The 24,584-nt window shown below is 46.6% G+C and carries 27 protein-coding genes and 1 tRNA gene; 10 read left to right on the top strand and 18 right to left on the bottom strand.

The window, feature by feature from the left end; genetic code table 11:
* The first annotated feature begins 54 nt into the window (after positions 1-54).
* The 6 genes from V2H45_RS09645 (at position 55) to V2H45_RS09620 (ending at position 5,778) form a co-directional block, all read left to right on the top strand.
* Positions 55-891: a Cof-type HAD-IIB family hydrolase gene (locus V2H45_RS09645; RefSeq protein ID WP_330483426.1), complete on the top strand. Its 837-nt coding sequence runs from the start codon at positions 55-57 to the stop codon at positions 889-891.
* A 92-nt stretch (positions 892-983) separates the two neighbouring features.
* Positions 984-2,249 (top strand): vWA domain-containing protein, encoded by a 1,266-nt coding sequence (locus V2H45_RS09640; protein ID WP_330483425.1) that lies wholly within the window; start codon positions 984-986, stop codon positions 2,247-2,249.
* Between the two features lie 38 nt (positions 2,250-2,287).
* Positions 2,288-3,007: an FHA domain-containing protein gene (locus V2H45_RS09635; protein ID WP_330483424.1), complete on the top strand. Its 720-nt coding sequence runs from the start codon at positions 2,288-2,290 to the stop codon at positions 3,005-3,007.
* A 353-nt stretch (positions 3,008-3,360) separates the two neighbouring features.
* Positions 3,361-4,050, top strand: coding sequence for a (2Fe-2S) ferredoxin domain-containing protein (locus V2H45_RS09630; protein ID WP_330483423.1), 690 nt, complete (start codon positions 3,361-3,363; stop codon positions 4,048-4,050).
* Between the two features lie 53 nt (positions 4,051-4,103).
* Entirely contained in the window at positions 4,104-4,847 is a 744-nt protein-coding gene (locus V2H45_RS09625) for an amino acid ABC transporter ATP-binding protein (RefSeq protein ID WP_330483422.1), read from the top strand.
* Between the two features lie 154 nt (positions 4,848-5,001).
* Positions 5,002-5,778 (top strand): photosystem II S4 domain protein, encoded by a 777-nt coding sequence (locus tag V2H45_RS09620; RefSeq protein ID WP_330483421.1) that lies wholly within the window; start codon positions 5,002-5,004, stop codon positions 5,776-5,778.
* 24 nt (positions 5,779-5,802) lie between these two features.
* On the opposite strand, the gene V2H45_RS09615 is transcribed toward V2H45_RS09620, so the two are convergent.
* From V2H45_RS09615 to corA, 6 genes are all read right to left on the bottom strand, one after another.
* Positions 5,803-6,258, bottom strand: a complete 456-nt coding sequence (locus V2H45_RS09615) for an ATP-binding protein (protein WP_330483420.1) — start codon at positions 6,256-6,258, stop codon at positions 5,803-5,805.
* A gap of 28 nt (positions 6,259-6,286) precedes the next feature.
* Entirely contained in the window at positions 6,287-7,609 is a 1,323-nt protein-coding gene (locus tag V2H45_RS09610; RefSeq protein ID WP_330483419.1) for a gluconeogenesis factor YvcK family protein, read from the bottom strand.
* On the bottom strand, positions 7,610-8,035 hold the full coding sequence (locus V2H45_RS09605) for a secondary thiamine-phosphate synthase enzyme YjbQ (RefSeq protein WP_330483418.1): 426 nt from the start codon (positions 8,033-8,035) through the stop codon (positions 7,610-7,612).
* Positions 8,032-8,889, bottom strand: a complete 858-nt coding sequence (locus tag V2H45_RS09600) for an RsmE family RNA methyltransferase (RefSeq protein ID WP_330483417.1) — start codon at positions 8,887-8,889, stop codon at positions 8,032-8,034. The genes V2H45_RS09605 and V2H45_RS09600 overlap by 4 nt, the downstream gene beginning before the upstream one ends.
* 70 nt (positions 8,890-8,959) lie before the next feature.
* The gene (locus V2H45_RS09595) at positions 8,960-13,006 is read right to left on the bottom strand and encodes a PAS domain S-box protein (protein ID WP_330483416.1); all 4,047 of its coding nucleotides are present in this window, start codon (positions 13,004-13,006) and stop codon (positions 8,960-8,962) included.
* Between the two features lie 187 nt (positions 13,007-13,193).
* Positions 13,194-14,345 carry a magnesium/cobalt transporter CorA gene (corA, locus tag V2H45_RS09590; RefSeq protein ID WP_330483415.1) on the bottom strand — a complete coding sequence of 384 codons (1,152 nt, stop codon included), beginning with the start codon at positions 14,343-14,345 and terminating at the stop codon, positions 13,194-13,196.
* 168 nt (positions 14,346-14,513) lie between these two features.
* Here corA and V2H45_RS09585 point away from each other — a divergent pair, with 168 nt between their 5' ends.
* The gene (locus V2H45_RS09585) at positions 14,514-16,127 is read left to right on the top strand and encodes a glycoside hydrolase family 10 protein (protein WP_330483414.1); all 1,614 of its coding nucleotides are present in this window, start codon (positions 14,514-14,516) and stop codon (positions 16,125-16,127) included.
* Between the two features lie 91 nt (positions 16,128-16,218).
* On the opposite strand, the gene lspA is transcribed toward V2H45_RS09585, so the two are convergent.
* The 5 genes from lspA to V2H45_RS09560 all read right to left on the bottom strand — a co-directional run bounded on the left by lspA (position 16,219) and on the right by V2H45_RS09560 (position 19,606).
* The gene (lspA, locus tag V2H45_RS09580; RefSeq protein WP_330483413.1) at positions 16,219-16,686 is read right to left on the bottom strand and encodes a signal peptidase II; all 468 of its coding nucleotides are present in this window, start codon (positions 16,684-16,686) and stop codon (positions 16,219-16,221) included.
* A gap of 112 nt (positions 16,687-16,798) precedes the next feature.
* A complete protein-coding gene (locus V2H45_RS09575) occupies positions 16,799-16,972 on the bottom strand; it encodes a chlorophyll a/b-binding protein (RefSeq protein WP_330483412.1) in 174 nt (57 codons plus the stop codon).
* Positions 16,973-17,272: 300 nt separating this feature from the next.
* Complete coding sequence (locus V2H45_RS09570; RefSeq protein WP_330483411.1) at positions 17,273-18,175, bottom strand: Sll0314/Alr1548 family TPR repeat-containing protein; 903 nt, start codon at positions 18,173-18,175, stop codon at positions 17,273-17,275.
* A 129-nt stretch (positions 18,176-18,304) separates the two neighbouring features.
* Positions 18,305-19,171, bottom strand: a complete 867-nt coding sequence (locus V2H45_RS09565; RefSeq protein ID WP_330483410.1) for a hypothetical protein — start codon at positions 19,169-19,171, stop codon at positions 18,305-18,307.
* A 36-nt stretch (positions 19,172-19,207) separates the two neighbouring features.
* Entirely contained in the window at positions 19,208-19,606 is a 399-nt protein-coding gene (locus tag V2H45_RS09560) for a GIY-YIG nuclease family protein (protein WP_330483409.1), read from the bottom strand.
* 120 nt (positions 19,607-19,726) lie between these two features.
* Here V2H45_RS09560 and V2H45_RS09555 point away from each other — a divergent pair, with 120 nt between their 5' ends.
* Together V2H45_RS09555 and V2H45_RS09550 are read left to right on the top strand one after the other, a co-directional pair.
* Positions 19,727-19,861 (top strand): hypothetical protein, encoded by a 135-nt coding sequence (locus tag V2H45_RS09555; RefSeq protein ID WP_330483408.1) that lies wholly within the window; start codon positions 19,727-19,729, stop codon positions 19,859-19,861.
* Positions 19,862-20,041: 180 nt separating this feature from the next.
* A tRNA-Gly gene (locus V2H45_RS09550) sits at positions 20,042-20,113 on the top strand.
* Between the two features lie 48 nt (positions 20,114-20,161).
* Here V2H45_RS09550 and V2H45_RS09545 read toward each other — a convergent pair.
* Genes V2H45_RS09545 through V2H45_RS09515 form a run of 7 tightly spaced genes read right to left on the bottom strand, consistent with a single transcriptional unit; the run spans position 20,162 to position 23,743 of the window.
* Positions 20,162-20,488 (bottom strand): hypothetical protein, encoded by a 327-nt coding sequence (locus V2H45_RS09545; RefSeq protein ID WP_330483407.1) that lies wholly within the window; start codon positions 20,486-20,488, stop codon positions 20,162-20,164.
* Between the two features lie 23 nt (positions 20,489-20,511).
* Entirely contained in the window at positions 20,512-21,270 is a 759-nt protein-coding gene (locus V2H45_RS09540; RefSeq protein WP_330483406.1) for a DNA cytosine methyltransferase, read from the bottom strand.
* The gene (locus V2H45_RS09535) at positions 21,257-21,724 is read right to left on the bottom strand and encodes a hypothetical protein (RefSeq protein WP_330483405.1); all 468 of its coding nucleotides are present in this window, start codon (positions 21,722-21,724) and stop codon (positions 21,257-21,259) included. Before V2H45_RS09535 ends, V2H45_RS09540 begins: the two co-directional genes overlap by 14 nt.
* Before the next feature lies 1 nt (position 21,725).
* A complete protein-coding gene (locus V2H45_RS09530) occupies positions 21,726-22,883 on the bottom strand; it encodes a hypothetical protein (protein WP_330483404.1) in 1,158 nt (385 codons plus the stop codon).
* Positions 22,880-23,137 carry a hypothetical protein gene (locus V2H45_RS09525; RefSeq protein WP_330483403.1) on the bottom strand — a complete coding sequence of 86 codons (258 nt, stop codon included), beginning with the start codon at positions 23,135-23,137 and terminating at the stop codon, positions 22,880-22,882. The genes V2H45_RS09530 and V2H45_RS09525 overlap by 4 nt, the downstream gene beginning before the upstream one ends.
* Positions 23,127-23,546 (bottom strand): hypothetical protein, encoded by a 420-nt coding sequence (locus tag V2H45_RS09520; RefSeq protein WP_330483402.1) that lies wholly within the window; start codon positions 23,544-23,546, stop codon positions 23,127-23,129. Before V2H45_RS09520 ends, V2H45_RS09525 begins: the two co-directional genes overlap by 11 nt.
* Complete coding sequence (locus tag V2H45_RS09515) at positions 23,543-23,743, bottom strand: hypothetical protein (RefSeq protein ID WP_330483401.1); 201 nt, start codon at positions 23,741-23,743, stop codon at positions 23,543-23,545. Before V2H45_RS09515 ends, V2H45_RS09520 begins: the two co-directional genes overlap by 4 nt.
* Before the next feature lie 92 nt (positions 23,744-23,835).
* Here V2H45_RS09515 and V2H45_RS09510 point away from each other — a divergent pair, with 92 nt between their 5' ends.
* A complete protein-coding gene (locus V2H45_RS09510; protein WP_330483400.1) occupies positions 23,836-24,519 on the top strand; it encodes a LexA family transcriptional regulator in 684 nt (227 codons plus the stop codon).
* Positions 24,520-24,584: the final 65 nt, after the last annotated feature.

The following is a 24,584-nucleotide window of genomic DNA, read 5'->3' as shown; positions in this document are numbered from 1 at the left end:
TAGTTCTAGGTAAGAACAGGTAAACCTACAAAGTACAACTCTTAGATCTGAGTCATGAAACAATCAATTCAACTGATCGTGGTGGATATTGACGGAACGATCAGTGGTGATGCCAATCAGGTCAACGAACCTGTAAAACAAGCGATTAAGGCTGCCCAAGCAAAAGGGGTAAAAGTTGGGATCGCAACGGGACGTATGTATCGTTCTGCTTTGCGCTTTCACGAAGCGATCGCTTCAGACCTTCCCCTCATCTCTTACCAAGGTGCCCTGATTAAAGATCCGCAAACCCAAAATGTTGTCGGTCACTGGCCTGTAGACCTCACCCATGCCCTTACCCTGATCGATGACTTTGCCGAATTTGCTACCACCGATCGACTGTCCGTGCATCTCTATGTCAACGACAAGCTGTATGTAAAGGAAATAACGCCCCAATCTGCTGCCTATGCCGAACGCTCCAAAGTAGAGGCTATTCCCGTGGGCGATCTGCGAGAGTTTTTAATCGCCAACTCAGCCGAAAATCCGCCCACAAAGATTTTGGCATTAAGCGATAGCGCCGATCTAATTACCGAAATGCTGGCAAAACTCAAAAATCGCTATGCATCGGGCGAACTGTATCTCACCAAATCAGTGGCGACCTTTTTTGAAGCAACCAATCCGATCGCCAACAAAGGCACAGCCGTCAAACATCTCGCCGAGAATATCTTGGGACTCGATCGCACCCAAGTCATGGCGATCGGTGATAATTTCAATGATTTAGAAATGATTGAATACGCTGGGCTTGGTGTCGTCATGGGCAATGCTCCCGATGACTTAAAAGAAAAAGCTGACTGGATTGCCCCCAGCGTAGAAATGGATGGTGTTGCCGCAGCGATCGTCAAGTTTGTGTTGTAATTCATGAGCTGTCAGGTCAAGAGATCCCACAATCTTGATTAGTCTTGGTATTCTATATAGAGAATTCTTTCAGTGAATTTATATAGCCTGCCATGAGTGTAAATCTGTCTTGTAGCCTGAGCGATCGCTGTCTTGACAGCTCCCAACCCAGTAGTCAGCGTCAACTAGCAATTACAGTATCTGCTACTGCGGAAATTGGCACTGGAGCCCCATTAAATCTTTGCCTCGTACTCGATCACAGTGGTTCCATGGGGGGGAGACCTTTAGATACCGTCAAAAAAGCTGCCCGCGATCTAGTCGATCAGATGGTGTACAGCGATCGGCTCAGCGTCATCGGCTTCGATCACAAGGCTACGGTGGTTGTAGAAAATCAAAACGTCGATCGCACTGAAGCGATCAAGGGCAAAATTCAATCGCTCAAGGCATCGGGGGGAACCTGCATCGACGATGGCATTAAACTGGGCTTGCAAGAAATGACCAAGGGCAAGGAGGGCACAATTAGTCAAGCCTTTGTGCTCACAGATGGGGAGAACGAACATGGCAATAACGATCGCGCTTTTCAGTTTGCACGCCTTGCCACCGAGTACAACATGACATTGCACACCCTAGGTTTTGGGGACAACTGGAATCAAGATGTTTTAGAGCAAATTGCCGATGCTGGCGGCGGCACGCTCACCTACATTCAGTCACCAGAGGAAGCAGGGGAACAGTTTCGACGACTCTTACGTCGGGTGCAATCCGTAGGGCTCACCAATGCCCATTTGGTTTTGCAATTAGCTCCCAACGTGCGGATTGCTGAATTAAAACCGATCGCTCAAGTTGCGCCTGACACGATTGAGCTTCCAGTCCAGATGGAAGGTGACACTGTAGTGGTGCGGCTTGGCGACCTAATGACCGATGTCGAACGGGTGGTGATTGTCAATCTGTATATCAGCCAGACAAATGCCATGCCGGGTAGTGCGCCCGATGCGATCGAAATTTTGGCGGCTCAGATTCGTTATGACGATCCTGCCCAAGGGGAGGTCAACTCTATGTCTGCCCCAGTGTTAGTGGAAGCCACCCTGACCAAGGACTTTAAGTCCCAGATCGATCCGCAGGTGCAAACCCAAATTTTAGCGCTGGCGAAATATCGTCAGACTCAACTGGCTGAGGCAAAACTACAGCAAGGCGATCGCACGGGAGCAGCCACAATGTTACAATCAGCGGCAAAGACTGCTTTACAGATGGGCGATCAAAATGCAGCCACAGTCCTTCAAACCAATGCTACCCGCTTGCAATCTGGTACTGAGCTGAGCGAAGCTGACCGTAAGAAAACTCGGATTGCCTCCAAGACTGTCTTGCAGCCTCCTTCCCCATAAGTTGCTAATCTATAGAATCAATCATTAACCATCAGACTATGATTATTTGCCCAAGTTGCGCTCACTCAAACCCTGACGGTGCTACAAACTGTGAAGCCTGTTTTACACCTTTACCAGTGGTTGTGATGATTAACTGCTCTAACTGTGGCGCTTCTGTCCAATCAGATGCCAGTTTTTGCGGACATTGCGGCTTTGACCTCAAATCTACAAAAGCGACTGAAGTCGCTGTATCCGTCGCACCAGAAACAGCCGTGCCACAGCCTGCTGCTGTAGCGGCAACATCTAGTCCAGTTGTCCCAGATCCTTCACTAGTTGCCCCACCTCTCACCTCACCCGACGACTTAACCGAAATCAGTACCGTACCACCTCCTGTAATCGCAGCATCTACGGCTCAGTCCTTTGGAAATAGTGCTAAGACACAACTGCAAACAATTAGAGCTTCGCTGTTTCACGTCCAAACCAATATCACCTTAGAATTACCTGCCCATCTTCCTGTAATCCATTTGGGCAAGCCCAATAACGTCATCCCACCTGACATTGATGTCTCAGGATTTCCAGACTCAGATGTTGTTTCTCGCGTCCATGCCGATATTCGGTTTGAGGGAGATGCCTTTTACTTTGAAGATACGGGTAGCTCCAATGGCAGCTATATCAATAACACCGCACTACCCGCAGGCAATCGGCATCGTCTCCGCGCTGGCGATCGCATAGCGTTAGGCAAAGGTGACAAAGTCAGCTTTATCTTTCAAACCACCTAAACTGGGGACTTAGCAAGCAATACAGTCAAAGAACAGGGCGATCGCCCTTGTGGCAATGCATTTTTTCCCATTTCAACTTTTTGGGATATTACTTTGGACTTATTGAATTTAATTCTCATTTAGGATAGTCTGTATTTAATGATTCAACCGATCCTCTTTTGGTTTGCTTGGGTGAAGAGCTGAGCCTTTTCAGTCTTAGGGCTTAGCTCTTATTTATTGCATTCAATCATTGAAAAAAGCAGTTTTTTCAATGGGAGGGCTCGATCTACCTTTAATTTTATTGCGAATAATTCTACTAAATAAATTTTAGGATTTCATGGAAATTTTGCTCGAACTGGAGATGTTGTTAAAAGATGAGTAAGCTTGACTGTGGCTATCAAGCCAACCCGATATTCTTTCAGGGTAGTTTGCAGGACAGGACAAAAGTAAAAGCTAAAAGCCAAAAATCAGACTTCCAGTTTGAAGGGCGATTTCTGGGATTTCTCACAACTGAAGACTGGGAAGATCGTTGTAAGTATTTCCGCATCCACACATCTAGAGGGGAATATACGATCCAATTGGCAAAACGGCATAGAGCCACGCTAGGTCAAACCCTCGAACAAGGCAGTTGGATTGAGGTTTCAGGCGTTCAAAAATTTAATCCGACCAAGGGTACGTTCAAATTTAAAGCCGATCGCGTTGCAGTAACGCAGGTCAGTTCGACAAATACAGTCAAGGAAAGGATTGCAGCCAAAGCAATGCCTCCACTTCCACCCAGCCAGACTCAAGCGCATAAATCCTCTAAGCCTCAAGCCAGCATCCTGATTTGTCAAAAATCTGATTGCGTCAAACGTGGCAGTGGCAATATCTGTCAAGCTTTAATGCAAGCTCTAGACGATCGCCAGCTCAGCGATCGCGTCCAAATTAAATCGACGGGTTGCCTCAAAGATTGTAAGGCAGGACCTAACTTAGTGGTGATGCCAACCAAAACTCGCCATAGCAAAGTTAAGACCAAACATATTCCTGCGATCGTGGCAGCGATCGACGAACAGTTAAAAAACTGAGTCCTTCCAGCTAAATTGTTCTATCATGCCTGTAGCTAGTGGAGATATAGGAAGTGGTAACACAATCTGAGCCAGCGATCGTCGCGACAAACGTACATAAATGGTATGGCAGCTTCCACGTGCTTAAGGGGGTGAGCCTAACCGTCAGTCGAGGCGAAGTGGTCGTGATTATGGGGCCATCTGGCTCGGGAAAGTCCACCTTTGCCCGCACGTTCAATGCCCTTGAAGATTATCAACAGGGCAGAATTGAGATCGATGGCATCGAGCTATCGGATAATCCTAAAAATATTGATGCCATTCGCAGCGAAGTGGGCATGGTATTTCAGCAATTTAATTTATTCCCCCACTTGACCGTACTGCAAAACATTACACTTGCTCCGATGTGGGTGAGACGGTGGTCAAAGGCAAAAGCCCATGAAATTGCCCTGCAACTGCTAGAAAGAGTTGGAATCTCGCAACAGGCAAATAAGTATCCTGGGCAATTGTCGGGCGGTCAGCAACAGCGGGTGGCGATCGCCCGCGCCCTAGCCATGCAGCCTAAAATCATGCTGTTTGACGAGCCCACCTCAGCCCTCGATCCTGAGATGGTGCGCGAAGTTTTAGATGTGATGCGATCGCTGGCAAATTCTGGTATGACCATGGTCGTAGTTACCCACGAAGTTGGTTTTGCCCGTGAAGTTGCCGATCGGATTATTCTGATGGATGGTGGAACTATTATCGAAGAAGGAACTCCAGAGACCTTCTTCCAAAATCCCCAAGAAGAACGCACCCGCAAATTTCTATCCCAAATCTTGTAAATTTAAGAGAATCAAGAGGGCGAGACATCCGAAAGATAAGTTCTTGTAAATTGAAGAAATTGATGCCCGAATGCTTCGCCTCTACCCTGAAATTTCCCCTGCGATCGATTACGAATTACTGACAACTGATAACTGATAACTGATAACTGAAATTATGCTTCCCCGCGATTTATTAAATGGATTAGAACATCGAGATGTGGTGAGCCGTTTGCTCGATCGCGGCGACCAAGCTTTGCAAAAATGGGAAACCGTTTGTAGTGATTTTCTCTCCCCACCTGAGCTAATTGAAGCAACAGCAGTTTTATCCAAGCTCACAGAAATTCAATTCATCGCTTGGGGTGGCTACGCGCAGGCAGAACGGCAGAGGTTAGCGATCGCTAGAGCCGATCTTCCCCTAGATCTGAGTATGGTTAGCCTTGCTGCAGTGGATGTGGCTGGAAATTTTCTGTTTGATACGGCCACCCATCCAGACTTTCTCGGTGCGATCTTAGGAACGGGTATCGAGCGGCAAAAAGTCGGCGATGTGAATGTTCTAGGGGAAAAGGGAGCACAGGTAATTTTAATCCCCGAACTGGTGGAGTATGTGGAACTCCATCTCACCCAAGTCAGAACTGTTCCCGTCAAGACGCGCAAAATAGAGCTAACCGAGCTAAAAATTCGTCCGCCACAGGTCAAGGAAATTGCGACGGTAGAAGCCTCCTTGCGGCTCGATGCGATCGCTTCGGCAGGTTTTGGCATGTCTCGCAGCAAGATGGTGGACTTGATTGCGTCAGACGATGTCCGCGTCAATTGGAAAAGCGTTACCCAATCTAGCTATCAACTCAAAACAGGCGATCTAATTGCAATTCGAGGCAAAGGGCGTCTGACGGTGGGTGACATCTCAGTCACCAAAAAGAATCGCTATCGGGTGCTTTTAAATCGCACGATGTAAGGTAGAGATTCTGTGATAAGTTTCTTAAACAGAATTTGTTGAGGTTTTGGTGAAACTTTTACGCATCATAAAGCAATTGCGTTGATCGAGCAGTCGGTCGTATCTGATTTCATCGGCGATCTTCTGGCTGATCAGCAGACCTCTACCCCCTGTAGGCAGATCGGCAATTTCAGAAGATGTTCGTTGTTCGGCAGTAAGTCTCTCTATCTCCTGTTGCATATCAAAGGGCTTCCCAAAATCCCAGATCCGAATTTCCATAGCTTCGGGAAACATGGTCACCTCAATATCAATGGGGGTATCTTCTGGCAGCTTTTCATGGGCATGGCAAACAACATTGGTGAAGGCCTCGACCAAAACCAGATCGCACTGCATCCAAATTTGCTTAGGAACCATCGTAAACTGCTTAAACCAACGTTGCACTTGGTTGAGGGCATAGATATCACTATTGGTTCTAAGGTGATATTTTTGGGGTTCTGCCATCTTAAGATACTAAGGGTCTGCGATTTACCTATTGTCGATTGTACCAACGCATTAGTACCCCCGCTAATTTATCGGAATCATGCCGCACGATTCCAGTCGCACTTTCTTGCATGACATTGGCAAGCAAAATCGGACAATTGAGCTTTACCAAGTTATCGCGATCGAATTCGGTGAAATGGCAACCACTGCTTTCATAGTGCTGAAGCGATCGCTCGGAGGGTGGATATTTCTGGACGAGAACCACATCAAACAGTCGTACCCCAGCCACGTTATCTAATGCCCGCACATAATCTGCGACATTGTAGCCTTCGGTTTCTCCGGATTGGCTCATGATATTGCACACATAAATGCAAGGAGCCTGACGATTGACGATCGCTTCTAAAATATCAGGCACTAATAGGTTTGGAATAATGCTGGTATAAAGACTGCCGGGCCCGATGATAATGCAGTCTGCTTCGGCAATGTCTATGACTGCTTGAGGTAACGCTGTGGGGTTTTCAGGGGTACAGCCAATCCGTTTGATCTTGCCGTGGGCTTCGGAAATTTTAGATTCGCCTTCAATGTAGCGACCATCCTCTAGATAAGCCCAAAGCACCATGTCATCTAATGTTGCAGGTAAAACACGACCTCTTACGGCTAAAACTTGCGAACTAGCGGTGACGGCTTTTTCTAAATCTCCAGTAATCTCACTCATCGCTGTGAGGAATAAATTCCCAAAGCTATGCCCAGATAGACCCTCGCCTGACTGAAATCGATATTGAAATAATTCTGTGACCAGTTTTTCTTCGTCAGCGAGGGCAGCGAGGCAGTTGCGAATATCTCCAGGGGGTAAAACCCCATGCTCGCGCCGCAAGCGCCCCGAAGAGCCACCATCATCGGAAACAGCAACGATCGCAGTGATATTGGCACTATACCGTTTAAGTCCTCTAAGCAGCGTAGATAGCCCCGTGCCACCTCCAAGCGCTACTAACTTGGGGCCTCGATTGAGTTTGCGATGGGTGAGTAAGAGATCCACCAACTCTTTATCGTTGTCAGGTACTAAGGCTTGGGTAATCGATCGCAGGATGCGTTTTTGCCCCAACCACAAAAGCCCAATGCCAAGGACGACCGCGATCGGCCCACTAATATGGCGCGGCAGCAATACGGCTAGGGTTTCGAGAACAGAGCCGATCAGACGCGTGATAAATAGAACTGGGGTGAGTTTGGCAGAAATTGCCAGCCCTAGCACGATGAGAATGATGCCAAAAATGCTTAAAAACAGCCAACGTTTCACAAACAGACCGGGTATTAGCCATTTCAGCCAACCGATCGCTTTGTTTTGTTTCCGTGATGTTTTTTTGGGGAATTTCATTCAGTTACCTGAAATATGCACCAATACTTCGCGCGTGCGTCCGAGACTGCGATGCTCCCAGATATAAATTCCTTGCCAAGTGCCTAGGGCTAGGCGTCCGTTGGCGATCGGAATGTTTTCTGAGGTTTTTGTGAGGGCAGTACGAATATGGGCAGGCATATCATCAGCGCCCTCATTGCTGTGGCGATAATCCCGTCCATTTTCAGGTACGAGTTTTGCGAAAAAAGTTTCTAAATCTGCCAAGACATCTGGATCGGCATTTTCTTGAATGATCAAACTAGCTGAGGAATGACGCAAAAACAGCGTACATAGCCCAACCTTGGTGTTCGATTGCGCGACGATCGCTTCGACTTGGCGCGTGATGTCGTATAGAGACTTGCCACGAGTCCCAATTTTCAACAGATTTTGAGTGTGAGTAACGATCATGATTCTGAACGAGCTTCTAGTGCAGCACGAATTATTGCTAATGCTACCACTGGTGCAGTAATTGCCGACAAGATGCGATCGCCAAGGGAGACAGGTTGCCAATGATTTGCGATCGCTAGGGCTTCTTCTTGAACCGTCCAGCCACCCTCCGCACCCGTAGCAATCAGAATAGATTCTGACGCGAATCCTTGCGCTTTGGCATCGTCTTGAAGGTCGATTTGAGGAGAATTTAGGTCGTTATTTGGGCTGTTGGTTAAATAAGTGAGTAAATGAGGCACGTCCTGCTGGTGGGTAACGCAGATCAATCTGGTTTGCCGCATTTGAGCAGGTGCGGCAATTAAATCCTTAAACGCACATGGGGAAGCGATCTGAGGCACATAAGCCTGCCAAGATAATTCCGTTGCTTCTTGGGCAATGCGCTGCCATCGTTCTAGTTTCTGACTCCCTAAGGGGGTATTGGGTTTGATCGCGGTGCGATCGCTCCACATCGGCAAAATCTGTCGCACCCCCAATTCTGCTGCTTGACGAATGACGGATTCGATCGTGTTCCCTTTAGGCATAGCGATCGCCAACATCACTTTGATTTCAGCTTCGGGATAATTTGGAATTTCTGCCAAAATCTGCGCTTGCACCAAGTTTGTAGAAATATTGGACTGAAGGTTGGTGTGAATCTGAGTCAGCCAGCCATGTCCCATACCATCTAGCGCTATGAATTCTGCGCCAGTACTCAGGCGCAAGACATGACAGAGATAGTGTTTTTGTTCGGGCGTCAGGACAAACCTTGCCGAAACCTGAAGTTGCTCGTTTAACTGGGTGCGATCGAGGGTGATGCGTTGAAGTTTACTGCGTTGCATAGAGCGATCCTATTTAAAGGATGGAGGATTGTGAATGTACCGTACAAACTCGAACATCCCTAATAAATCTTCAAGTAACACGACAACGATGTAAGGCCTGCACTAATTCCTCTATCTTAATCGGTTTGGTAATGTAATCATCCATTCCTGCTTCTAAGCAAGACTCGCGCACGCCCTGCATGGCATTAGCGGTCATTGCGATAATGTGAACGGGCTTGGTAGAGAATTTGGCAGATAGGGCGGAGGTATAGGTTGGCAAATCGACCTCATCCATATTTTTGCTTTCTATTACTTTCGTGTTTCCGTTGTCATCGCTGATTTTATGACTTACTTCTCTCATGCGAATTTGTCTGGCTGCTTCCAATCCATCCATTTCGGGCATTTGCACATCCATGAGAATCACATCATAGGCTTGACGATATAGTGCTTCGATCGCTTCTAGTCCGTTACTAGCAATATCAACACGGTAGCCCATCCGTCCCAACAATCGCGAAGCTACCTTTTGATTGACCACATTATCTTCTGCCAAAAGAATCCGTAAAGGAAGGTTTTCAGATAAGTTCGACCCAAGGATTGCTTTTGTCTCAACGGAATCTGCAAGAATATAGTTCCTATCTTTGAGAATACTACCCAGTGAAGCTTTTGTTGTTTCTAAGGCATCACCCGCTTTGTCTAAAGAGCTATCAGCACGATCGCCTATTTCACGGAAGTGAGGCTGTAAAGCGATCGTAAAGTAGAACGTGGAGCCTAAAGACTCATGGGTTGAGATCTGCCAATCAGAGGGAGGATTTCCACTGATACTTCCACTACTTTCAACCCACATTGCACCCCCCATCATTTCACTCAGACGCTTGCTGATTGCCAATCCCAGCCCCGTCCCTCCATACTGACGTGTTGTTGAGGCATCTACTTGACTAAAAGGCTGAAAAAGTCGATGCATCTTTTCTGGAGTAATGCCAATCCCTGTATCTTGGATTGCAAACAGCAGAAAATGTTCAGCTCGCTCTATTTTCTGCAATTCTTGGGGATTATTGATGTTTGCGTCTCGAATATTGCTGCGATCGCTAACGGAAACCAATATATTTCCTTGCTGCGTAAATTTAATCGCATTACCAATCAGATTCACTAAGATTTGCCGTAGTCTTGTAGCATCACCATTGACAACGACTGGTATTTGTGAATCGAGTCGATAAGATAGCGTGATTCCTTTCGTTTTTGCGGAATTTGCTAATAGATCGATAGCACCTTCAACACAACGATGCAAATTAAAGGGATGTTGTTCTAGCTCGAGGTAACCCGACTCAATTTTCGAGAAGTCTAGAATATCATTGATGATCGTTAACAAAGCATCGCCACTATCTCGCACAACTTCCACATATTCTCTTTGCTCTGGAGACAAGTCCATATCAAGCAGTAGTCCCGTCATACCAATTACGGCATTCATCGGCGTGCGAATCTCATGACTCATCATCGCCAGAAATTCGCTTTTGGCACGATTGGCAGCTTCAGCCATTTCTCTCGCTTTCTCTAAATCTAAGTTTTTCGCAATCATCGCTTCCCGTTGCGACTTTTCTTGATCGAGTAACTGAGCGTGGGCGATCGCAATCCCAACCTGTGCTGCTACTGCCTCTAGCAATTCGATTTCGTCAGATGTCCATTCTCGAAAGCGATCGCATTGATGTAAAGCAATCACCCCATTAGGCTTGCCCATATAGGAGGTACGAATCACCAGCATGGACTTGATGCCAAATCGATGGCAGGTAGAAATAGAAGGAGCCAAAAGTGGATCGCTAAAGACATTAGGGGAACTCACAACTTCATCAGTCGCAAGAATTTTTTGAGCATGAGGATTATCTTTTACATGAATATCCATCCCTAGCATGGATACATCATCTTTTTCAAGGTATTCGCCTAAGATCGGGATCAATAAATCTCCAAGGTTATAGGTGTGAATATGACAACGACTTACGCCAAAAGTCATCCCAATCTGAGCTGTTGCTGTCGCAAAAATCTGCTTGCTATCTAAACTCTGACGAATCTCATCGGTAATTTGTTTGAGTAAGAGGGCGCGCTGAAATTGACGGCTAAAGAGTTCTTGAGCAGAGCGGCGATCGCTAATATCTGTATGGGTTCCTACCATGCGCAGGGGATTCCCTGCTTCATCTTTTGCCGTGACTTTCCCTCTGGTTAAAATCCAAATCCATTCTCCATTTTTTTGTAATATGCGTGACTCCACTTCGTAGATCGAACTCAGCCCTTCCAGATGATCTTCCAAATAGGCAAGTGCTAACTCTCGATCTTGCGGATGAATTAGGGCTTCCCATGCCGAAATATGAGACTGAATCTCCCCATCTTCGTAGCCCAAATGCGCTGCTAACCAGCGGGGACTAAAGTAGCATTCCCCTGTGATAATATTCCAATCCCATAGGCCATCATCCGTACTTTCGATCGCCAAGCGCAAGCGATCGGCACTTAGTTGCAATTCTTCTTCGGCTTTACGCCTTTCAGTAATATCCCTAGAGGTCGCAATAATTTCCTGTGCCGCTTGGGTATAAGCATCGCGAATCGTGCGGAAAGTTGTTTCCAACCAGATATAAAGACCATTCTTCGCTCGAACTCGGTAGCTAATGCAATTGGTAATCGGTCGCGCCAGCATAACTCGAATCGCAAGCTCGACTCTTAGCAAGTCTTCAGGAAAGATCGAGTCATAAATCGTACGTCCAATCAGTTCTTCTGGCTCGTACCCAAGTAGGGTGCGGCAGGCAGGTGACACGTAAGTATATCTACCATCGGTTGTATGCCGCGAAATAATGTCATTGGAATGTTCGGCTAACAAACGATAGAGAGATTCGCTCTCGCGTAGTGCTACCTCCGCCTGTTTGCGATCGGTAATGTCTCGCGTTGAGATTGCCACACCATCGATTAAGGGAACGATTTGATGCTTTAGCCAAGACCTGTTTTTACCTTCGACTGCGATCGCCGATTCTTCTTCAAGGGGGGTTCCTGACTCTACAACATGGATAAACTTATCAAAAAATCCTTCGACAAAATGATGAGGTAGAAGTTGACAGAATCCTTTTCCCACAACCTGACTTCTAGGCATGGAGATTAACTGCTCGGCTTGCAAGTTAATATCTACAAACGTAAAGTCAACGATTTTGCCCTGCTCGTTTCTGATGCTATCTAAAATAAAAAAGGCATCCAAGTGCCCCCTCGTGGCAGCGCGATATCTAGCTTCGCTCAATTGCAATTCAGCCAAGGTTCTTAACTGTTCTGTAATGTCGCGACAGATAAAGATGATATGGTCGTCTTCGCTCAGGGTTAAGGAAAGTTCTTCCAAAAAAGCTTTTCCATTTGCCTTCTTAGCAAAAGCTTCGCCTCGCCAACTACCTTGGACTTTTAACAAAGGAAATATCTCTGTTTCAAGATGATTCGCTTCTTTGGGGGAGTATAGGTTGCGCCAATCGCTCCCTAATAGTTCCTTGCGATCTTTATAACCAAAAAGTTCCGCTTGAAAGGGATTGAGATAAACAATTTCTCCTCGACCAGATAAAACCATCATGCCATCCATGGCAGCTTCAAAGGCTTTAAACCGCTTCTGTAAATCCTGTTCTTCCTTGATAAACTCAGGACTTTCGGATGCAATTACAGTTTCTTGAGCTTGAACCTCTCGATCGGGTGGTAAGCGAGATAAAGCTTGGAGAATACTGCGCTCGGAAAGCATTCCGACAAACTCTCCCCGATTGCCTAGCACTGGCAAGTGGCGAACTTGGTGTTGTTGCATGATTTGCAGCAAAGCATTTGGAGAGAGTCTAATAGGTTCGGTAACCGTGAAGACAGAGGGAGTCATCACCTCTTCAATTAGCGTTTCGGCAATATTCGTTTTTGTGGCAATTAATTGGAGGAGCGATCGCTCTGAGAAACTACCTAGAATATGAATGGGAAAAAAATCGGCTTGGTTCTCAACTGGATTTTCAACTGAGTCTACAACCCAAACAATCTCTGCTTGGTGTTGGTGCATCAAGGCAAACACATCTGTCAGTACTCGATTGGGCAGTACAGTTAAAAGCGATCGCTCAATCATGGGATCTGAAGATGAACCGATAAGGGAAACCATTGATGCGTTGGTAGCTAACTTAACCTAGTAGTTTCATGCTAGCAGGACTTTATTCATATTTTTTTTATATGAATAAAATTCTTATACTTCCTTATAGTCTGTTTATATCTGTTTCTGCTGTGTAAGTCCAGAGAATCCGTTTAAACAGTTTCCATTAGCTGCCGAAACCTAAAAATATTTTACCTCTTCAGTTTTTTGTCGGGAATAGCCAGCCTTTGCGCCCGAAGTAAAACAACAAACCGCCTGCAATCGTCAGCATCACTCCCCAACACATGGCATAGCCGTAGGGTAATTTTAGCTCTGGTAAATTCCCGGGTACGGAAGTATCAAAATTCATACCATAGACCCCTGCGATAAATGTGAGCGGAATAAACACCGTTGAAATTACGGTTAAAATTCGCATTGTTTCGTTAATGTTATTGTTAATCGAAGACAAATAGACTTCCATTAGGCTAGAGGCAAGCTCGCGATAGGTTTCTACCATGTCAATTAGTTGCACCGTATGGTCGTAACAGTCCCGTAAATATACCCGCACAGACTTGCGAATCAGAGGGCTATCATCTCGAATCAGCGCCCCGATCGCATCCCGTTGCGGCCAGATTGCACGACGCAACTGCAACAGTTCCCGCTTAATTTTATGAATCTTATCCAAAGTATTCTGTGTAGGCTTATCGACTACTTCATCCTGTAGTTCTTCCAGCCTTTCGCCATAGTCTTCTAGAACTGGGAAAAACCCATCAATGACTGCATCAATGAGTGCATAGGCTAGATAATCACTCTTCTGCGATCGAATCGTGCCGCGATCGCGATGAATTCTCTGGCGGACGGGTTCAAATGCATCTGTTTCTGGTTCTTCTTGCACCGTGAGTAGATAATGTTTGCCCACGATCAGGCTCACTTGTTCGCTGGTAAATCCTTGGCGATCGGGCTTGGGAATTACCATGTGCATAATCATGAGTAATTGATCGTCATATTCCTCGACTTTAGGACGTTGTGGAATATTGACCACATCTTCCAAAGCCAATGGATGTAGTTGAAATACCTGCCCTAACCTGACGAGCACATCCTCAGAGCCCAGTCCCTGCACATCTACCCACGAAACAGAAGTAGTATCTAAATAGGGAATGCAATCTTCGGGAGTGGAAAGTTGTACTCCCACTGCTGTATCCGCAGCATAATCAATCAGGAAGATATTTGGAACTGTAGCATCTTCATCAATGATGAGCGTTCCAGGAGGGCTGCCAGGCTCGTGGAAGGCATAGGACTCAAAGTTATCATCCTCCTCTTCCTCTCGATCCTCTGGGGGTTCGGGATTTATCTTTGAAAGATTTTGCAGCATGGTACTTGCGTTCAACCTTGGTGATTTTGGTTTAATGCTTTGGGCTTAGTGATTTTGGCTTGTGTAACTAGGGCGTAGATTCGTAACACCCATCGTCAAGTTTGACACATTCTAAGCTATGCTTGCGTCTTTATTGCTGTATGACAGGCAGGAGTAAAGAGCAAAAGAATGCAACAATTTGTAAATCGCCCAATCAATCAAGGCATCAATCCTCAACGCATAAATCGCAAAAATGGCATAAAAGCAGCCAATCTTCTCTTCCTGGCTTGTAGTTCCTTTCTTTTTCTAAGCCAGATCTCAAACCAACCCCAAAATGCCCTTGCGGGAGCTTTACCCGAGACAACGCTCTGGGGCAAACCAACCTGTGATGTTAACAAAGCCGAGATTTCGCGAAAAAATGAGTTGCGTAAAGCTGCATTCACTACCAATCCAAAACCCAAGTCTAAGCAGGACTATGGGGTAATTTTAGCGAAGCATAAGACCCAGCTAGAGCAGTGTCGCGATCGCACTTGGCCGAAAACCGAAGCCGTCTGGATCAGGCTATATCCCAATGATGCCAAGCCCGGTGTGCTAGAGGACGTGCTCGATCGCGTGGTCAACCGTGGTTATAACCAGATTTTTGTCGAAGTCCTATACGATGGGCGGGTGCTATTACCTGTGGCTGATAATCCTACCCCTTGGCGATCGGTGCTAGAGGAAGCGGTAAAAGCGGGAGAAGTAAAGCCAGACTACGACCTATGGGCAGAAACCGTTCGCCTTGGCAAGGAACGGGGTCTCAAAGTCTATGGTTGGTCATTTGCAATGAATTTTGGCTATGGCTATGGGGAAAATCGCGATCGCACCGCTGTATTTGCTTTAAATGGAAATGGTGAGAATAGCATTGCCAGAACCCAATTCGATCCCATTCAATTTGCCAAGGGTCGGGCTTTTTATGAAGATGCCTACGAGCGCGATCACCTGTTTGTCGATCCTTACAATGCCCAAGCCAGAGCCGATCTGACGACTGCGATCAAAGCCCTAAATAAAAGGCAACCCGATGGCATGGTTTTCGACTACGTTCGCTATCCCGCCAACTTTGCTGGTACTTCTTTAGTCAACAATGTCAAGCAACTATGGATTTATGGCGAGGCTTCGCGGAAAACCTTACTCAACCGCATTCCCAACCCTGCGATTCGGAAATTGATGGCGCTATTTTTAGAGACTGGCACTGTGACCGCGAACGATATCATCAATATCGAAAACGGCGATAAAAATTCAGCCCAGTCCTTGCGAGATAAAACTTCAGACCCTGTGAGAGCCGCAGAACTTGCCCAAAGAATGCTGTGGCAACTGGCTACTAGCCATGCCTACAACGGCGTCATCGATTTTGTCGCTTCTGTCGCTTTGCCCCTCAGTCAAAATCGCGTTCCCGTGGGTGCTGTGTTTTTCCCCAATGGAAATCGTGCGGAGGCAGGAGGATTTGATATGCGCATGCAAGCTTGGGATCGTTTCCCCATTTATATGGAACGACATCCTATGACCTATGCTATCTGTGCCGATGGAACCTGCGTAGCCGATCAAGTATCGCAAGTTCTACGTCAATCGTCCCCACAAACCTTGGTCTGTCCGATCTTAGCGGGTGCTTGGGGACAAAGCTTTAGAGAACATCCTAGCTTTGAAGTCCAAATGCAAGCGATTCGACAAAAGGAAGCAAAAATCAACTGTGTCAGCCATTTTGTTTATGCTTGGATGGAACCTGAGTCCGATCGCCTGCGTAAAGCAGGGCTGGCAACGGGGCAATAGCACTATCTCCCATAGGGGAAACCCTTCGCAATGTCTTCTCTAGTTCCAAGCGATCGAATTCAGTAGTGGAATCGTTCGATCGTCCTTGCTATCAGCTCGATCGCTTGGGGCTAGCACTGCGCAACACAGCAATCATCAGACAAACCAAACCGACATTAATACTGATATCCGCAATATTAAATACGGGAAAGCGAATCAAGCGAAAATCTAAAAAATCAACGACATAGCCACTGACAAAGCGATCGATCCCATTCCCCATTGCTCCTGCCAAGATGCAGCCATAGCCGGCCTGCTCCCAGCGATCGAGACCATTATGCCAGAGTCCCAACCCAATCAGAACGACACTAACCAGAAAAGAAACCCATTTCAGCCCATCACTGTGACCGCTAAAGAGACTGAATGCTGCTCCAGTATTGACTGCATAGGTTAAGTGAAACACCCCTTCCCAGAGAGAGACTGTGCTAACTCCTTTAAGATGTTGTACGGCAAAGTATTTTGTGGCTTGATCGAGGAGTAACCAGGTCGAAGCTGCAATCCAGAAAAAAAGGTTCTTGATCATGCCCAAGCTAAATTGTTCAATCTAGTTTCGTTAAGTCTGTGTCTATGCGTCTATTTGTTTACAGGTCAATGCCGAATCACGATTGAGTCACAGTGAATTCGTAATGCCCCAATTAAGCAACATTAATCAAGCCTAGCCATGCCAGTAAACCCTGTCCTGTGACAAATTCAATCACGACAGCTAGCAAAAAACCGATCATGGCCGCACGTCCATTGAGACGCTCAGCATAGGTATTAAAGCCAAACTTTGGATCGGTGGCTTGGGGCGTTTGTGTAGGTTCAGTCACGATCGATATGCTCCTATGGATGTCGAGTTAAGATTTGTTATTCTAAACTACTATTTTAGGCGATGTGCAACTTTGAAATCGGAAAATCTCGCCGTTTCTAAAAGTTTCTTGCTTTGCTTGGTGATCGCATTGCATATAGTCCAACATCAAAAACAAAGTATAGAAATGAATTTCTTGGCGATAAAGTCAAACAAAAAATCCCCCAGCAAAATCTTCACTGGGGGCTGATACCAAGCTAAGCAAACAGAACCTGATGAGATAACTTGAACTTTATAGATCTGTTGATTAGATTTCGTCCTACTAATTTTGCATCGGGCAGCTATCGGATCTACCCGTAATTTCATTGGTAAGATTCCGACATTCTGTGCTGATGACACCAACCAGAGGAGGGGGCAACTGTTTTGCTTTGCTCAGAGCTTTAATGTAATTTTGTCTGGCATCATCGCGACTATTGCCTCCTTTAAGCCATAAAATTTGCCCCTTGAGATAATATAATTCGGGGTTGTTTGGTGCTGCTACCAGAGCTTGATTCACCGCTTCTAAAGCAAGGTCAGTTTTTCTAGCATCACGATAGGCCAAGGCTATTCCTCGCCATTTGACATAATCAGGCGCAGCATATTGTTTTAGGCTAGTGAGCGCATTCTCTAAATCCGAGAGTGGTAAAACGGAAGCAATCAGCATATCCATATAGCCCTTGACCAAGTTTAGCTCTGGGTCTTGAGGATCCATGTCTTGAGCCGTTTTGATTTCGTCAAGGGCTGCCTGAACCAGAGGAAGGGCTGTGGGAGCACTAGTCAACCCCTGGGTTTTAACCACATAGCCTGCTTCAATGAGGTTACTGGCAGCGAGATAAATATGCCCCCGCAATTTGTCAGTACTCAACAATTTCTGTGCCTGCGCGCGAGTTTTATCACCGTAGACCTTCATATCAAGATAGTCCTCACGGATAAAGGCAACAGAGGCTCTTAACGCTTGAATCAACGGTTCATCGGCTTCTGATTTGAGCGCAAGATCGATCTGTTTAACCGCAGCAGGAAAGTTCCCTTCTTTAAATAGCAGTTCAAAGGATTTTTGCGTCTCTGCGCCAATCGGACGAGGATTTGATGAGCGAAAGAGATCGCCTGCCCAGCTCGGCAGTGCGATCGCTGTTGCTAAAACACTGGCAATCAGGGAAGCTGAAACAAAGTTAACAGGTCGCATCATAATTGAGTTCCTTGCTTATCTCAAACGAGAGATGATTTTGGTAAAGACAGATTTTGAGGAGATGAGCTTCTTAAGATCGTAAGTCACAATTTGCAAGACGCTCCGATCGATCGGAAGGTTTCCACTTGATTAAATTCTACGCTTTAGAATATTGGGAGCAGTAATGGTTGCCGAAAATTCAGCCAGATCTTGTATTGGAGATAGGTCATAAACTCCTGCCCAAGCTGCCAATAGGCGATCGCCCATTTGTCTGCCAGTTTCTAAAATTCCCGAACTTATCTCGTCTGTATATTCTGCTGGCACCTGTCCTTGGTAAGCCCCTGCGATCGCGCCGATACTTGCCCCAATAATTGGATTCATCTGCTGGGTGCGCTTTGTGGCGAGTCCCCAATGGTGGGGCGTGCTGAGAAAGCAATAGAGCCCATAGGCAATCGGTTGATGCAGGGTATGACGAGCAATTACCCCACTTTGACCGCGATCGACCAAATCCTGCGCCAGTCGCAACTGTTGAATTAAGGTTTTCAAACTCTCTGCATTCAGTTCCTCCTCTAGCTCCTTGGGTAAATACGCGCAAATATGTCCGATCAGATTTCTTGGGTAGAGTGCATCTCGACAGCAGAGCGCGATCGCATAGGCCAAAATCAAATGCTCTGGGGTTGCCACATAGCTAGACAGTACCTTAGATAAAGTATGGACGTCTTGATGCCAAAACAAACCTAGGGCGATCGCTTGACAGACCTTTGTCCAAATATCCAATTCTTGATTTGCGAGCGGCTCAACAGGAAATTTTGTCTGAGAGATGATCGCTATCTCAACCGCACCAGATATTTTCTCGCGCTGATGGGATGGCAAAACAAGCAATGCACCTGTTAAGGCAGCCCGAAACCGACTTTTGAGTGAATGATGATTTACCAAAATGCCCTTAATGGTTTGAGCGAAGTTTTGAGCTTTGAAGTATTTATCTAGAAATATTTTCGCAAAAATAAAAGCAAACAAATTTTGCCAGAAAAACCTAAGTCTGAATCATTAAATTCAAAGAAACCAAATGAGATAGATGGCGATCGCAACCAAAGCGAGCACGATCAGGGTGTAAACAATAACACGCAACCATACGCCTAGAAATAAAGTTAACAGCCCAAAAAAATCTGGCACCCTGCTGTAATTCCACACAGGTTTATAGTGCTTGATTTCAGCCTTTTCGTAGGCAGCGATCTGGGATGCAGGCATGGTCTTATAGTGCAGTCGCCCAAAGGGGGCAAGCAGCTTGAATTGGTTATACCTCTGATGGTTTTTACGCCAGCGATTCCGTAGATTTTTTGCCTGCCCCACATAAAACACCAGCCAAAAAGCCGTGACGTAATAAACTCCAGCTTCGGTGGGTAATTCGTGGAGCTTATGAATAGATTTGCTAGGCAGCAAAAAAATTTTCATCCCTCGGCTAGTTGTGATGGAGGTTAAATAAATGCAAAGGATATTGCCTCAGTATTTGCAGGTAGTATATAAGTAAGTCAGCCTTAAGTAATTGAAATAGGTAGGTTAGGTTTTACTTATATGTCAGACTTTAATCGTGGCATTATGAAGTTTGATGGTGCTGATAGCCCCGTGGCGATCGCACTTTCAGCAGTTGTAGTTTTAAGCGCGATCGGCGTTTTGTTATGGTGGGGTTTCCAATCTGCTTATATGTAAATATGAGTGGTTGTGGTAGGTGCAGAAGCTGCTCACCAGTCTCAGAAAGGATTTGGTTGAGCAGGTACCAAAGCACTTTATTTCTATTCAACTTTGCTTAAATAAAGTGCTTGACTTGGTGGTACAAGTTTGTCATTATAGTTAAGCACTTTTTGAAGTTAAGCACTTTTTGAGTGACCTGCGGGTGTGGCTCAGTGGTAGAGCATCTCCTTGCCAAGGAGAATGTCGAGAGTTCGAATCTCTTCACCCGCTTAACTTCTAGGAAACTATTTTAATTGTCTACCCAGTTTCTGCCCAAACTCATTTTGGGAGATTGCGATTTTTTAGATTGCTCGGTAGGCTTTTCTGCCAGTTTTCGATCGCTCGTAGGTGAGCATTGGGATCGTGTTGATTTGCTACCCAATCTTGCAATAAGTAGGCATTGTAACGAATCGATGTTCTACCCATGTTCTGGTAGTGAATACCAGCCAGCAATTTGCCAGATTCGCGAAGTTTTTTGAGTGTTTCAGTAGACTTACCAATAATTCTTGCAGCCTGATGCTTGTCTACCCAAACTGAATTCGTCAGCTTACCTATGCCGAGTAGCTTGAGTGCTTGATATTCTTGGTCGGTAACTTCAATCAGCATGATACTTCTGTCTATCAATCGACTCAATTTGATATGTGGCTTAAACTCTGGAGATACAAAACACGTAGCAAAGCGATCGCCGCCACTTGAGGCACCACCGCATTACCTAGGGCAGCAAGTCGGTCCAATCGCTTGGAAAGCCCATGAGCCACTCCACAAACAGGGGGCTTAACACTTCGCCAAGGGGCAAGAATGGTTTCATTTCCGCTACCAACCCGAAGCCCTGCGAAGCAGTTGGAGTCGGTAACAGCCTCAACTTGAGATCCAACTTGTTCTGACCAGGGCGACGCTTGCCCGAGTAACTGGTCGGCGTAGGCAACCACAAAGACTCGTTCGCGTAAGTGGGGCGCACCAACTTCCGCCGCCGATAAGATCTCCACATCGAAGCGATAGCCACATCGGCAGAGTCCACGCAAAACCTCGGGAAGTCCACCCGTGTAGACAGCCCCCTTAACGTTTTCCCAGATAACGAATTTGGGCTTCGCCTCATCGATGACCCGTAACATCTCAAACCAGAGAGACGATCGCTTACCCCTAATCCCCGTCCTTTTCCCTGCAAGGCTGAGGTCTTGACAAGGAGAACCACCCGTAACGAGGTCAAATTGCCCCGAAACAGGGTGAAATGACCTGATGTCGTGGTGGATTGGCACCTTCGGGAATTTTTTGGCAAGGATATGGCAACAGTGAGCATTGATTTCAACGAATTGAGTAGTACGGATGCCGAGGGCATGGGCGGCAAGACTGAAGCCACCAATGCCAGAGAAAAGGTCAAGATGTCTCATGTTCGATCGGCTCCAAATACCTGATAGAAATTGCCCAAAGGTTTTCACCCAATCCAAAATCAATCGTTGCCAACATGAGAGCCTCATGAAACAACTCAATCTTTTGGATCGTGCCGACCTTATCCTGCACAAACTGATGCTTGAGAATTCGGACGCGATCGCCAACATGAAAGCAATCAGCAGGCATCTGTCCTCTTGAAGCGTCCGCACACCATTCGAGCGTGAGAATTAATCCCTCATCAGGCCGTTCTCTAACTTGTTCGGAATCGTTGCCTTTCCGCTTCAGTGAGCCGCCATTCTCGGCATGTGCTACAGAAGGAGGCATCAAGTCCGGGGATAGCAACTCGACAATCCGATCGCGAACAGGTTCCTTGGTAGATCGGTTTGACCTGCCCGGCAGAATTTCTTCGTGGCATAAGTCAAGCAAATTCAACTGGATATAGCGACGAGCCATCTCAAAACGCCTCCCATTTGTCCAACAAAGTTTCAGGATCGGCATAGGCAGGTAAAGCAATCCCTGTATCCGTGACCTCAAAACCCAACTCTTGCGCCTGAGCGATCGCTGCATTACGACATTGAGGGAGCATCCACTTTGCCTGCAACATCGCGCACTTACTGCCGATGGTGGCAAACTTGGCTGGCGGGGGATGAACGGGCTGAATTGGAGCCAACCGCTCGATCTCTGCCCGTTCGGCTAGCTTCTGGCAATGCTGAACGTATCGCCGTTGCGTTTCAGGTTTACGGGCAAGACTGCTGACCAACAAATCCTCGTTGAGCGAGTCGCGTTCGGGCTGGTCTGGCATCTTGCGGATGCAATAGCCCACAATCCAAGTTCGATAGTCGGGGTCGGTGATGTCCAGTTGGACATGGCTTGTGGTTTTGTTTCCATCCTCGTCTTTGCTTTCAACTGTGACAGTCACGATCTGCGGGGAATCAGGAGACTGTTTCTGTCCAGAGGTTAGAGATTGGGCGATCGCTCCAGCACTTTCAAAATTTGAAATTTTGGGCTGCGGCGCGGGCGCGGAAAAATTGTCCTCACCGATCGCTTGTGCTTTTGCAGACAAATCCTCGCCTTGTGAATCGCTTATTTCAGGTACGCTCTCGGCTGGGACAGATCCTGTTTCCGATCTATCAAAATTCTCTCTCTCGGCTTGGCTTTCAAGTTGAGAAGGGGTAGGGGAAGAGAGAGTATTTGTTAATTCAGTATTTGTTCTATATGTATTTTTTGTGCCCGATTTTCCAGATGCGGTTTTTCCACGTTCGGTTTTTCCAGATGTGGTTTTTACGGTTTCGGTTGATTCATCTTCACCGACCGAGTTCGCTGTCTCAGAGATCACGTACATCCAACCGCGAAACTTACCGCAGGCATCCTTGACCCGTTGTTTGTACAAATAACCCAAAGTTTCGAGTTCCTTGAGTCCAGTTCGGACTGCTTCTTCACCATCCTTTTCTGACGCTTCCACCAAAGCGGGGACATAGATTTCCCAGTTATGGGGATAGCTCAAAAGCAGAGTCAGCAAACCTCTGGCTTTAAAACTAAGGCGGCGATCGCGGATGGTTTCGTTGTCAATCTGCGTGAAGTTACGTTCGTGGTTGACTTTGATAATGCTCATACTGTCACCTCCGAGTTATCCCAAGCCCCTTCCTTATGGGCCAGTCTCACGGCACAGGCATCGCAAAGCTCAAAATATTCATCATCACAGCCATAACACCAAGGCACAACGCGATCGCATTGTTTGCACTCGTAGGTTTGGATGATGCCCGTATCATTATTATCAGGATCGAAACACTGACCGCAGGTGCAAGGCACTAACTGGGCAAGACTGCTGAAATACTGTGCTTGTTCGAGAGCTTCTTTAATCAGCATAGGGATCTTCTCCTGTTTGATACAGGGGACTGGGGAATGTATTCCGCGCTTTGGGGCGGCGGCGTTTGTTTGCCTGCTTGCGTTGTTCGCGAGTGACGATTTTGCTAGCGATCGCCATGCGAATCGTTTTGACCAGACTTTCCAGTTGAGGTAGAACCGCTTCGATATCTGCGTCTACGACCATGCGAAAGTTGACCTGAGCGCGCCACTCTTGCAGCTTTTTGACGGCGACGGATACGGGCGATTCCATTGGTAGTAGTGGAATGCGAAAGAGCGTGCAAACTTCCTGAGCGTACTTGGCGACAGGAATGCAGTACTTATCACTCTTGGTAAATTCTGCAATCAGGCGTGTGGTGGCGCCGATCGCGCGTTGTCTGAGCGTTGCGTCGAGCGGGAGAAGTGGCTTCATGCCTTGCCTCCAATCGCCTCTGGTTTGACCGAGCAGATTGCTGCTTGTCTGGTAATTCCCAGTGTGTAAAGCGTCGGCAAGTATGCCGCGATCGCATCGTTGCAAGCCTGTACCTCGTTCATTCCAGCCTGTTGGACAGCCTCTTTAAATTGCAGCAAAAGGTCATCTCGGATGTAGGTGGTGTACTTGATTTTCATGATATTTTATCATTACTGGTAGTTACTGGTAGTTACATAGTATCAACTAGATTTGAGCGTGTCAATCTGGTGTTGCTGCGTAAGGTTTAACAATGACAATCGCTGATGAATTGACCTACACGATTAATCCAGAGCCTTTACAGGATTGGATACGCGATCAGCTATCGCGCACGACTCAAAACAAACTGGCAAAGGAAATGGCGATCTCCCGCCCGATTTTGAGCGAGATTTTGCAAGGTAAGTCGAAGTTTAAAGGTTCGACAATCAAGGCTTTTGCTAAGAAGCAAGGACTTTCTGCGGAGCGGCTTCTACAGCAGTTAGGCGCTGAGGTAGTGTCTGAATATTCTGATACGCCTGCGCTTGGCTATAACCTTGCCCACATTCCCGTGTACGATATTTTGGCAGGAGCGGGTAATGGCAGCTATGCTGGAGACATCGTGCAGATACTAGGATTTGAGAGGAGTTGGCTGCGAAGCGAGTTTGGCGCAGTCGAGTCACTAGAGGGCGTTCGTGTCTCTGGTGACTCGATGGAACCTACGCTTAAATCTGGTGATGTTGTGTTAGTAAACCGTAGCGATCATGCTCCCAAAGATGGAATTTACGTTTTGCGAATCGAACACGATCTATTCGTAAAGAGGCTATCAAGACTGCCTAGCAATAAGATAGAAGTCATTAGCGATAATCCTAGTTACTCGAATTACACGATCGATCTCTCGAATCCTCCTACAGATTTTCAGATTATTGGTAGGGTCGTGATGAAGTGTCAGAAGTTATGATAAATATTTGCTTAAGGGCATCTCTAAAAATACAAACAAGAGTAGGAAGGGATTTGAGGAAAATG

The organism is Tumidithrix elongata BACA0141 (genome assembly GCF_036349135.1).
In the GTDB taxonomy this organism is placed as follows: domain Bacteria; phylum Cyanobacteriota; class Cyanobacteriia; order Pseudanabaenales; family Pseudanabaenaceae; genus Tumidithrix; species Tumidithrix elongata.
This window is presented reverse-complemented; position numbering and strand designations above follow the sequence as displayed.

What these genes read in the sequence shown, in the direction of transcription:
- V2H45_RS09545 (WP_330483407.1), bottom strand. Translation starts at nt 20,488, where the DNA reads ATGCTGATTGAAGTTACCGACCAAGAATATCAAGCACTCAAGCTACTC.
- V2H45_RS09595 (WP_330483416.1), bottom strand. Translation starts at nt 13,006, where the DNA reads ATGGTTTCCCTTATCGGTTCATCTTCAGATCCCATGATTGAGCGATCG.
- V2H45_RS09635 (WP_330483424.1), top strand. Translation starts at nt 2,288, where the DNA reads ATGATTATTTGCCCAAGTTGCGCTCACTCAAACCCTGACGGTGCTACA.
- V2H45_RS09515 (WP_330483401.1), bottom strand. Translation starts at nt 23,743, where the DNA reads ATGAAAATCAAGTACACCACCTACATCCGAGATGACCTTTTGCTGCAA.
- V2H45_RS09600 (WP_330483417.1), bottom strand. Translation starts at nt 8,889, where the DNA reads ATGCAACGCAGTAAACTTCAACGCATCACCCTCGATCGCACCCAGTTA.
- lspA (WP_330483413.1), bottom strand. Translation starts at nt 16,686, where the DNA reads ATGATCAAGAACCTTTTTTTCTGGATTGCAGCTTCGACCTGGTTACTC.
- V2H45_RS09605 (WP_330483418.1), bottom strand. Translation starts at nt 8,035, where the DNA reads ATGATCGTTACTCACACTCAAAATCTGTTGAAAATTGGGACTCGTGGC.
- V2H45_RS09540 (WP_330483406.1), bottom strand. Translation starts at nt 21,270, where the DNA reads ATGAGACATCTTGACCTTTTCTCTGGCATTGGTGGCTTCAGTCTTGCC.
- V2H45_RS09520 (WP_330483402.1), bottom strand. Translation starts at nt 23,546, where the DNA reads ATGAAGCCACTTCTCCCGCTCGACGCAACGCTCAGACAACGCGCGATC.
- V2H45_RS09585 (WP_330483414.1), top strand. Translation starts at nt 14,514, where the DNA reads ATGCAACAATTTGTAAATCGCCCAATCAATCAAGGCATCAATCCTCAA.
- V2H45_RS09525 (WP_330483403.1), bottom strand. Translation starts at nt 23,137, where the DNA reads ATGCTGATTAAAGAAGCTCTCGAACAAGCACAGTATTTCAGCAGTCTT.
- V2H45_RS09560 (WP_330483409.1), bottom strand. Translation starts at nt 19,606, where the DNA reads ATGAAAATTTTTTTGCTGCCTAGCAAATCTATTCATAAGCTCCACGAA.
- V2H45_RS09510 (WP_330483400.1), top strand. Translation starts at nt 23,836, where the DNA reads ATGACAATCGCTGATGAATTGACCTACACGATTAATCCAGAGCCTTTA.
- V2H45_RS09630 (WP_330483423.1), top strand. Translation starts at nt 3,361, where the DNA reads ATGAGTAAGCTTGACTGTGGCTATCAAGCCAACCCGATATTCTTTCAG.
- V2H45_RS09610 (WP_330483419.1), bottom strand. Translation starts at nt 7,609, where the DNA reads ATGAAATTCCCCAAAAAAACATCACGGAAACAAAACAAAGCGATCGGT.
- V2H45_RS09535 (WP_330483405.1), bottom strand. Translation starts at nt 21,724, where the DNA reads ATGGCTCGTCGCTATATCCAGTTGAATTTGCTTGACTTATGCCACGAA.
- V2H45_RS09640 (WP_330483425.1), top strand. Translation starts at nt 984, where the DNA reads ATGAGTGTAAATCTGTCTTGTAGCCTGAGCGATCGCTGTCTTGACAGC.
- V2H45_RS09620 (WP_330483421.1), top strand. Translation starts at nt 5,002, where the DNA reads ATGCTTCCCCGCGATTTATTAAATGGATTAGAACATCGAGATGTGGTG.
- corA (WP_330483415.1), bottom strand. Translation starts at nt 14,345, where the DNA reads ATGCTGCAAAATCTTTCAAAGATAAATCCCGAACCCCCAGAGGATCGA.
- V2H45_RS09555 (WP_330483408.1), top strand. Translation starts at nt 19,727, where the DNA reads ATGTCAGACTTTAATCGTGGCATTATGAAGTTTGATGGTGCTGATAGC.
- V2H45_RS09530 (WP_330483404.1), bottom strand. Translation starts at nt 22,883, where the DNA reads ATGAGCATTATCAAAGTCAACCACGAACGTAACTTCACGCAGATTGAC.
- V2H45_RS09570 (WP_330483411.1), bottom strand. Translation starts at nt 18,175, where the DNA reads ATGATGCGACCTGTTAACTTTGTTTCAGCTTCCCTGATTGCCAGTGTT.
- V2H45_RS09645 (WP_330483426.1), top strand. Translation starts at nt 55, where the DNA reads ATGAAACAATCAATTCAACTGATCGTGGTGGATATTGACGGAACGATC.
- V2H45_RS09615 (WP_330483420.1), bottom strand. Translation starts at nt 6,258, where the DNA reads ATGGCAGAACCCCAAAAATATCACCTTAGAACCAATAGTGATATCTAT.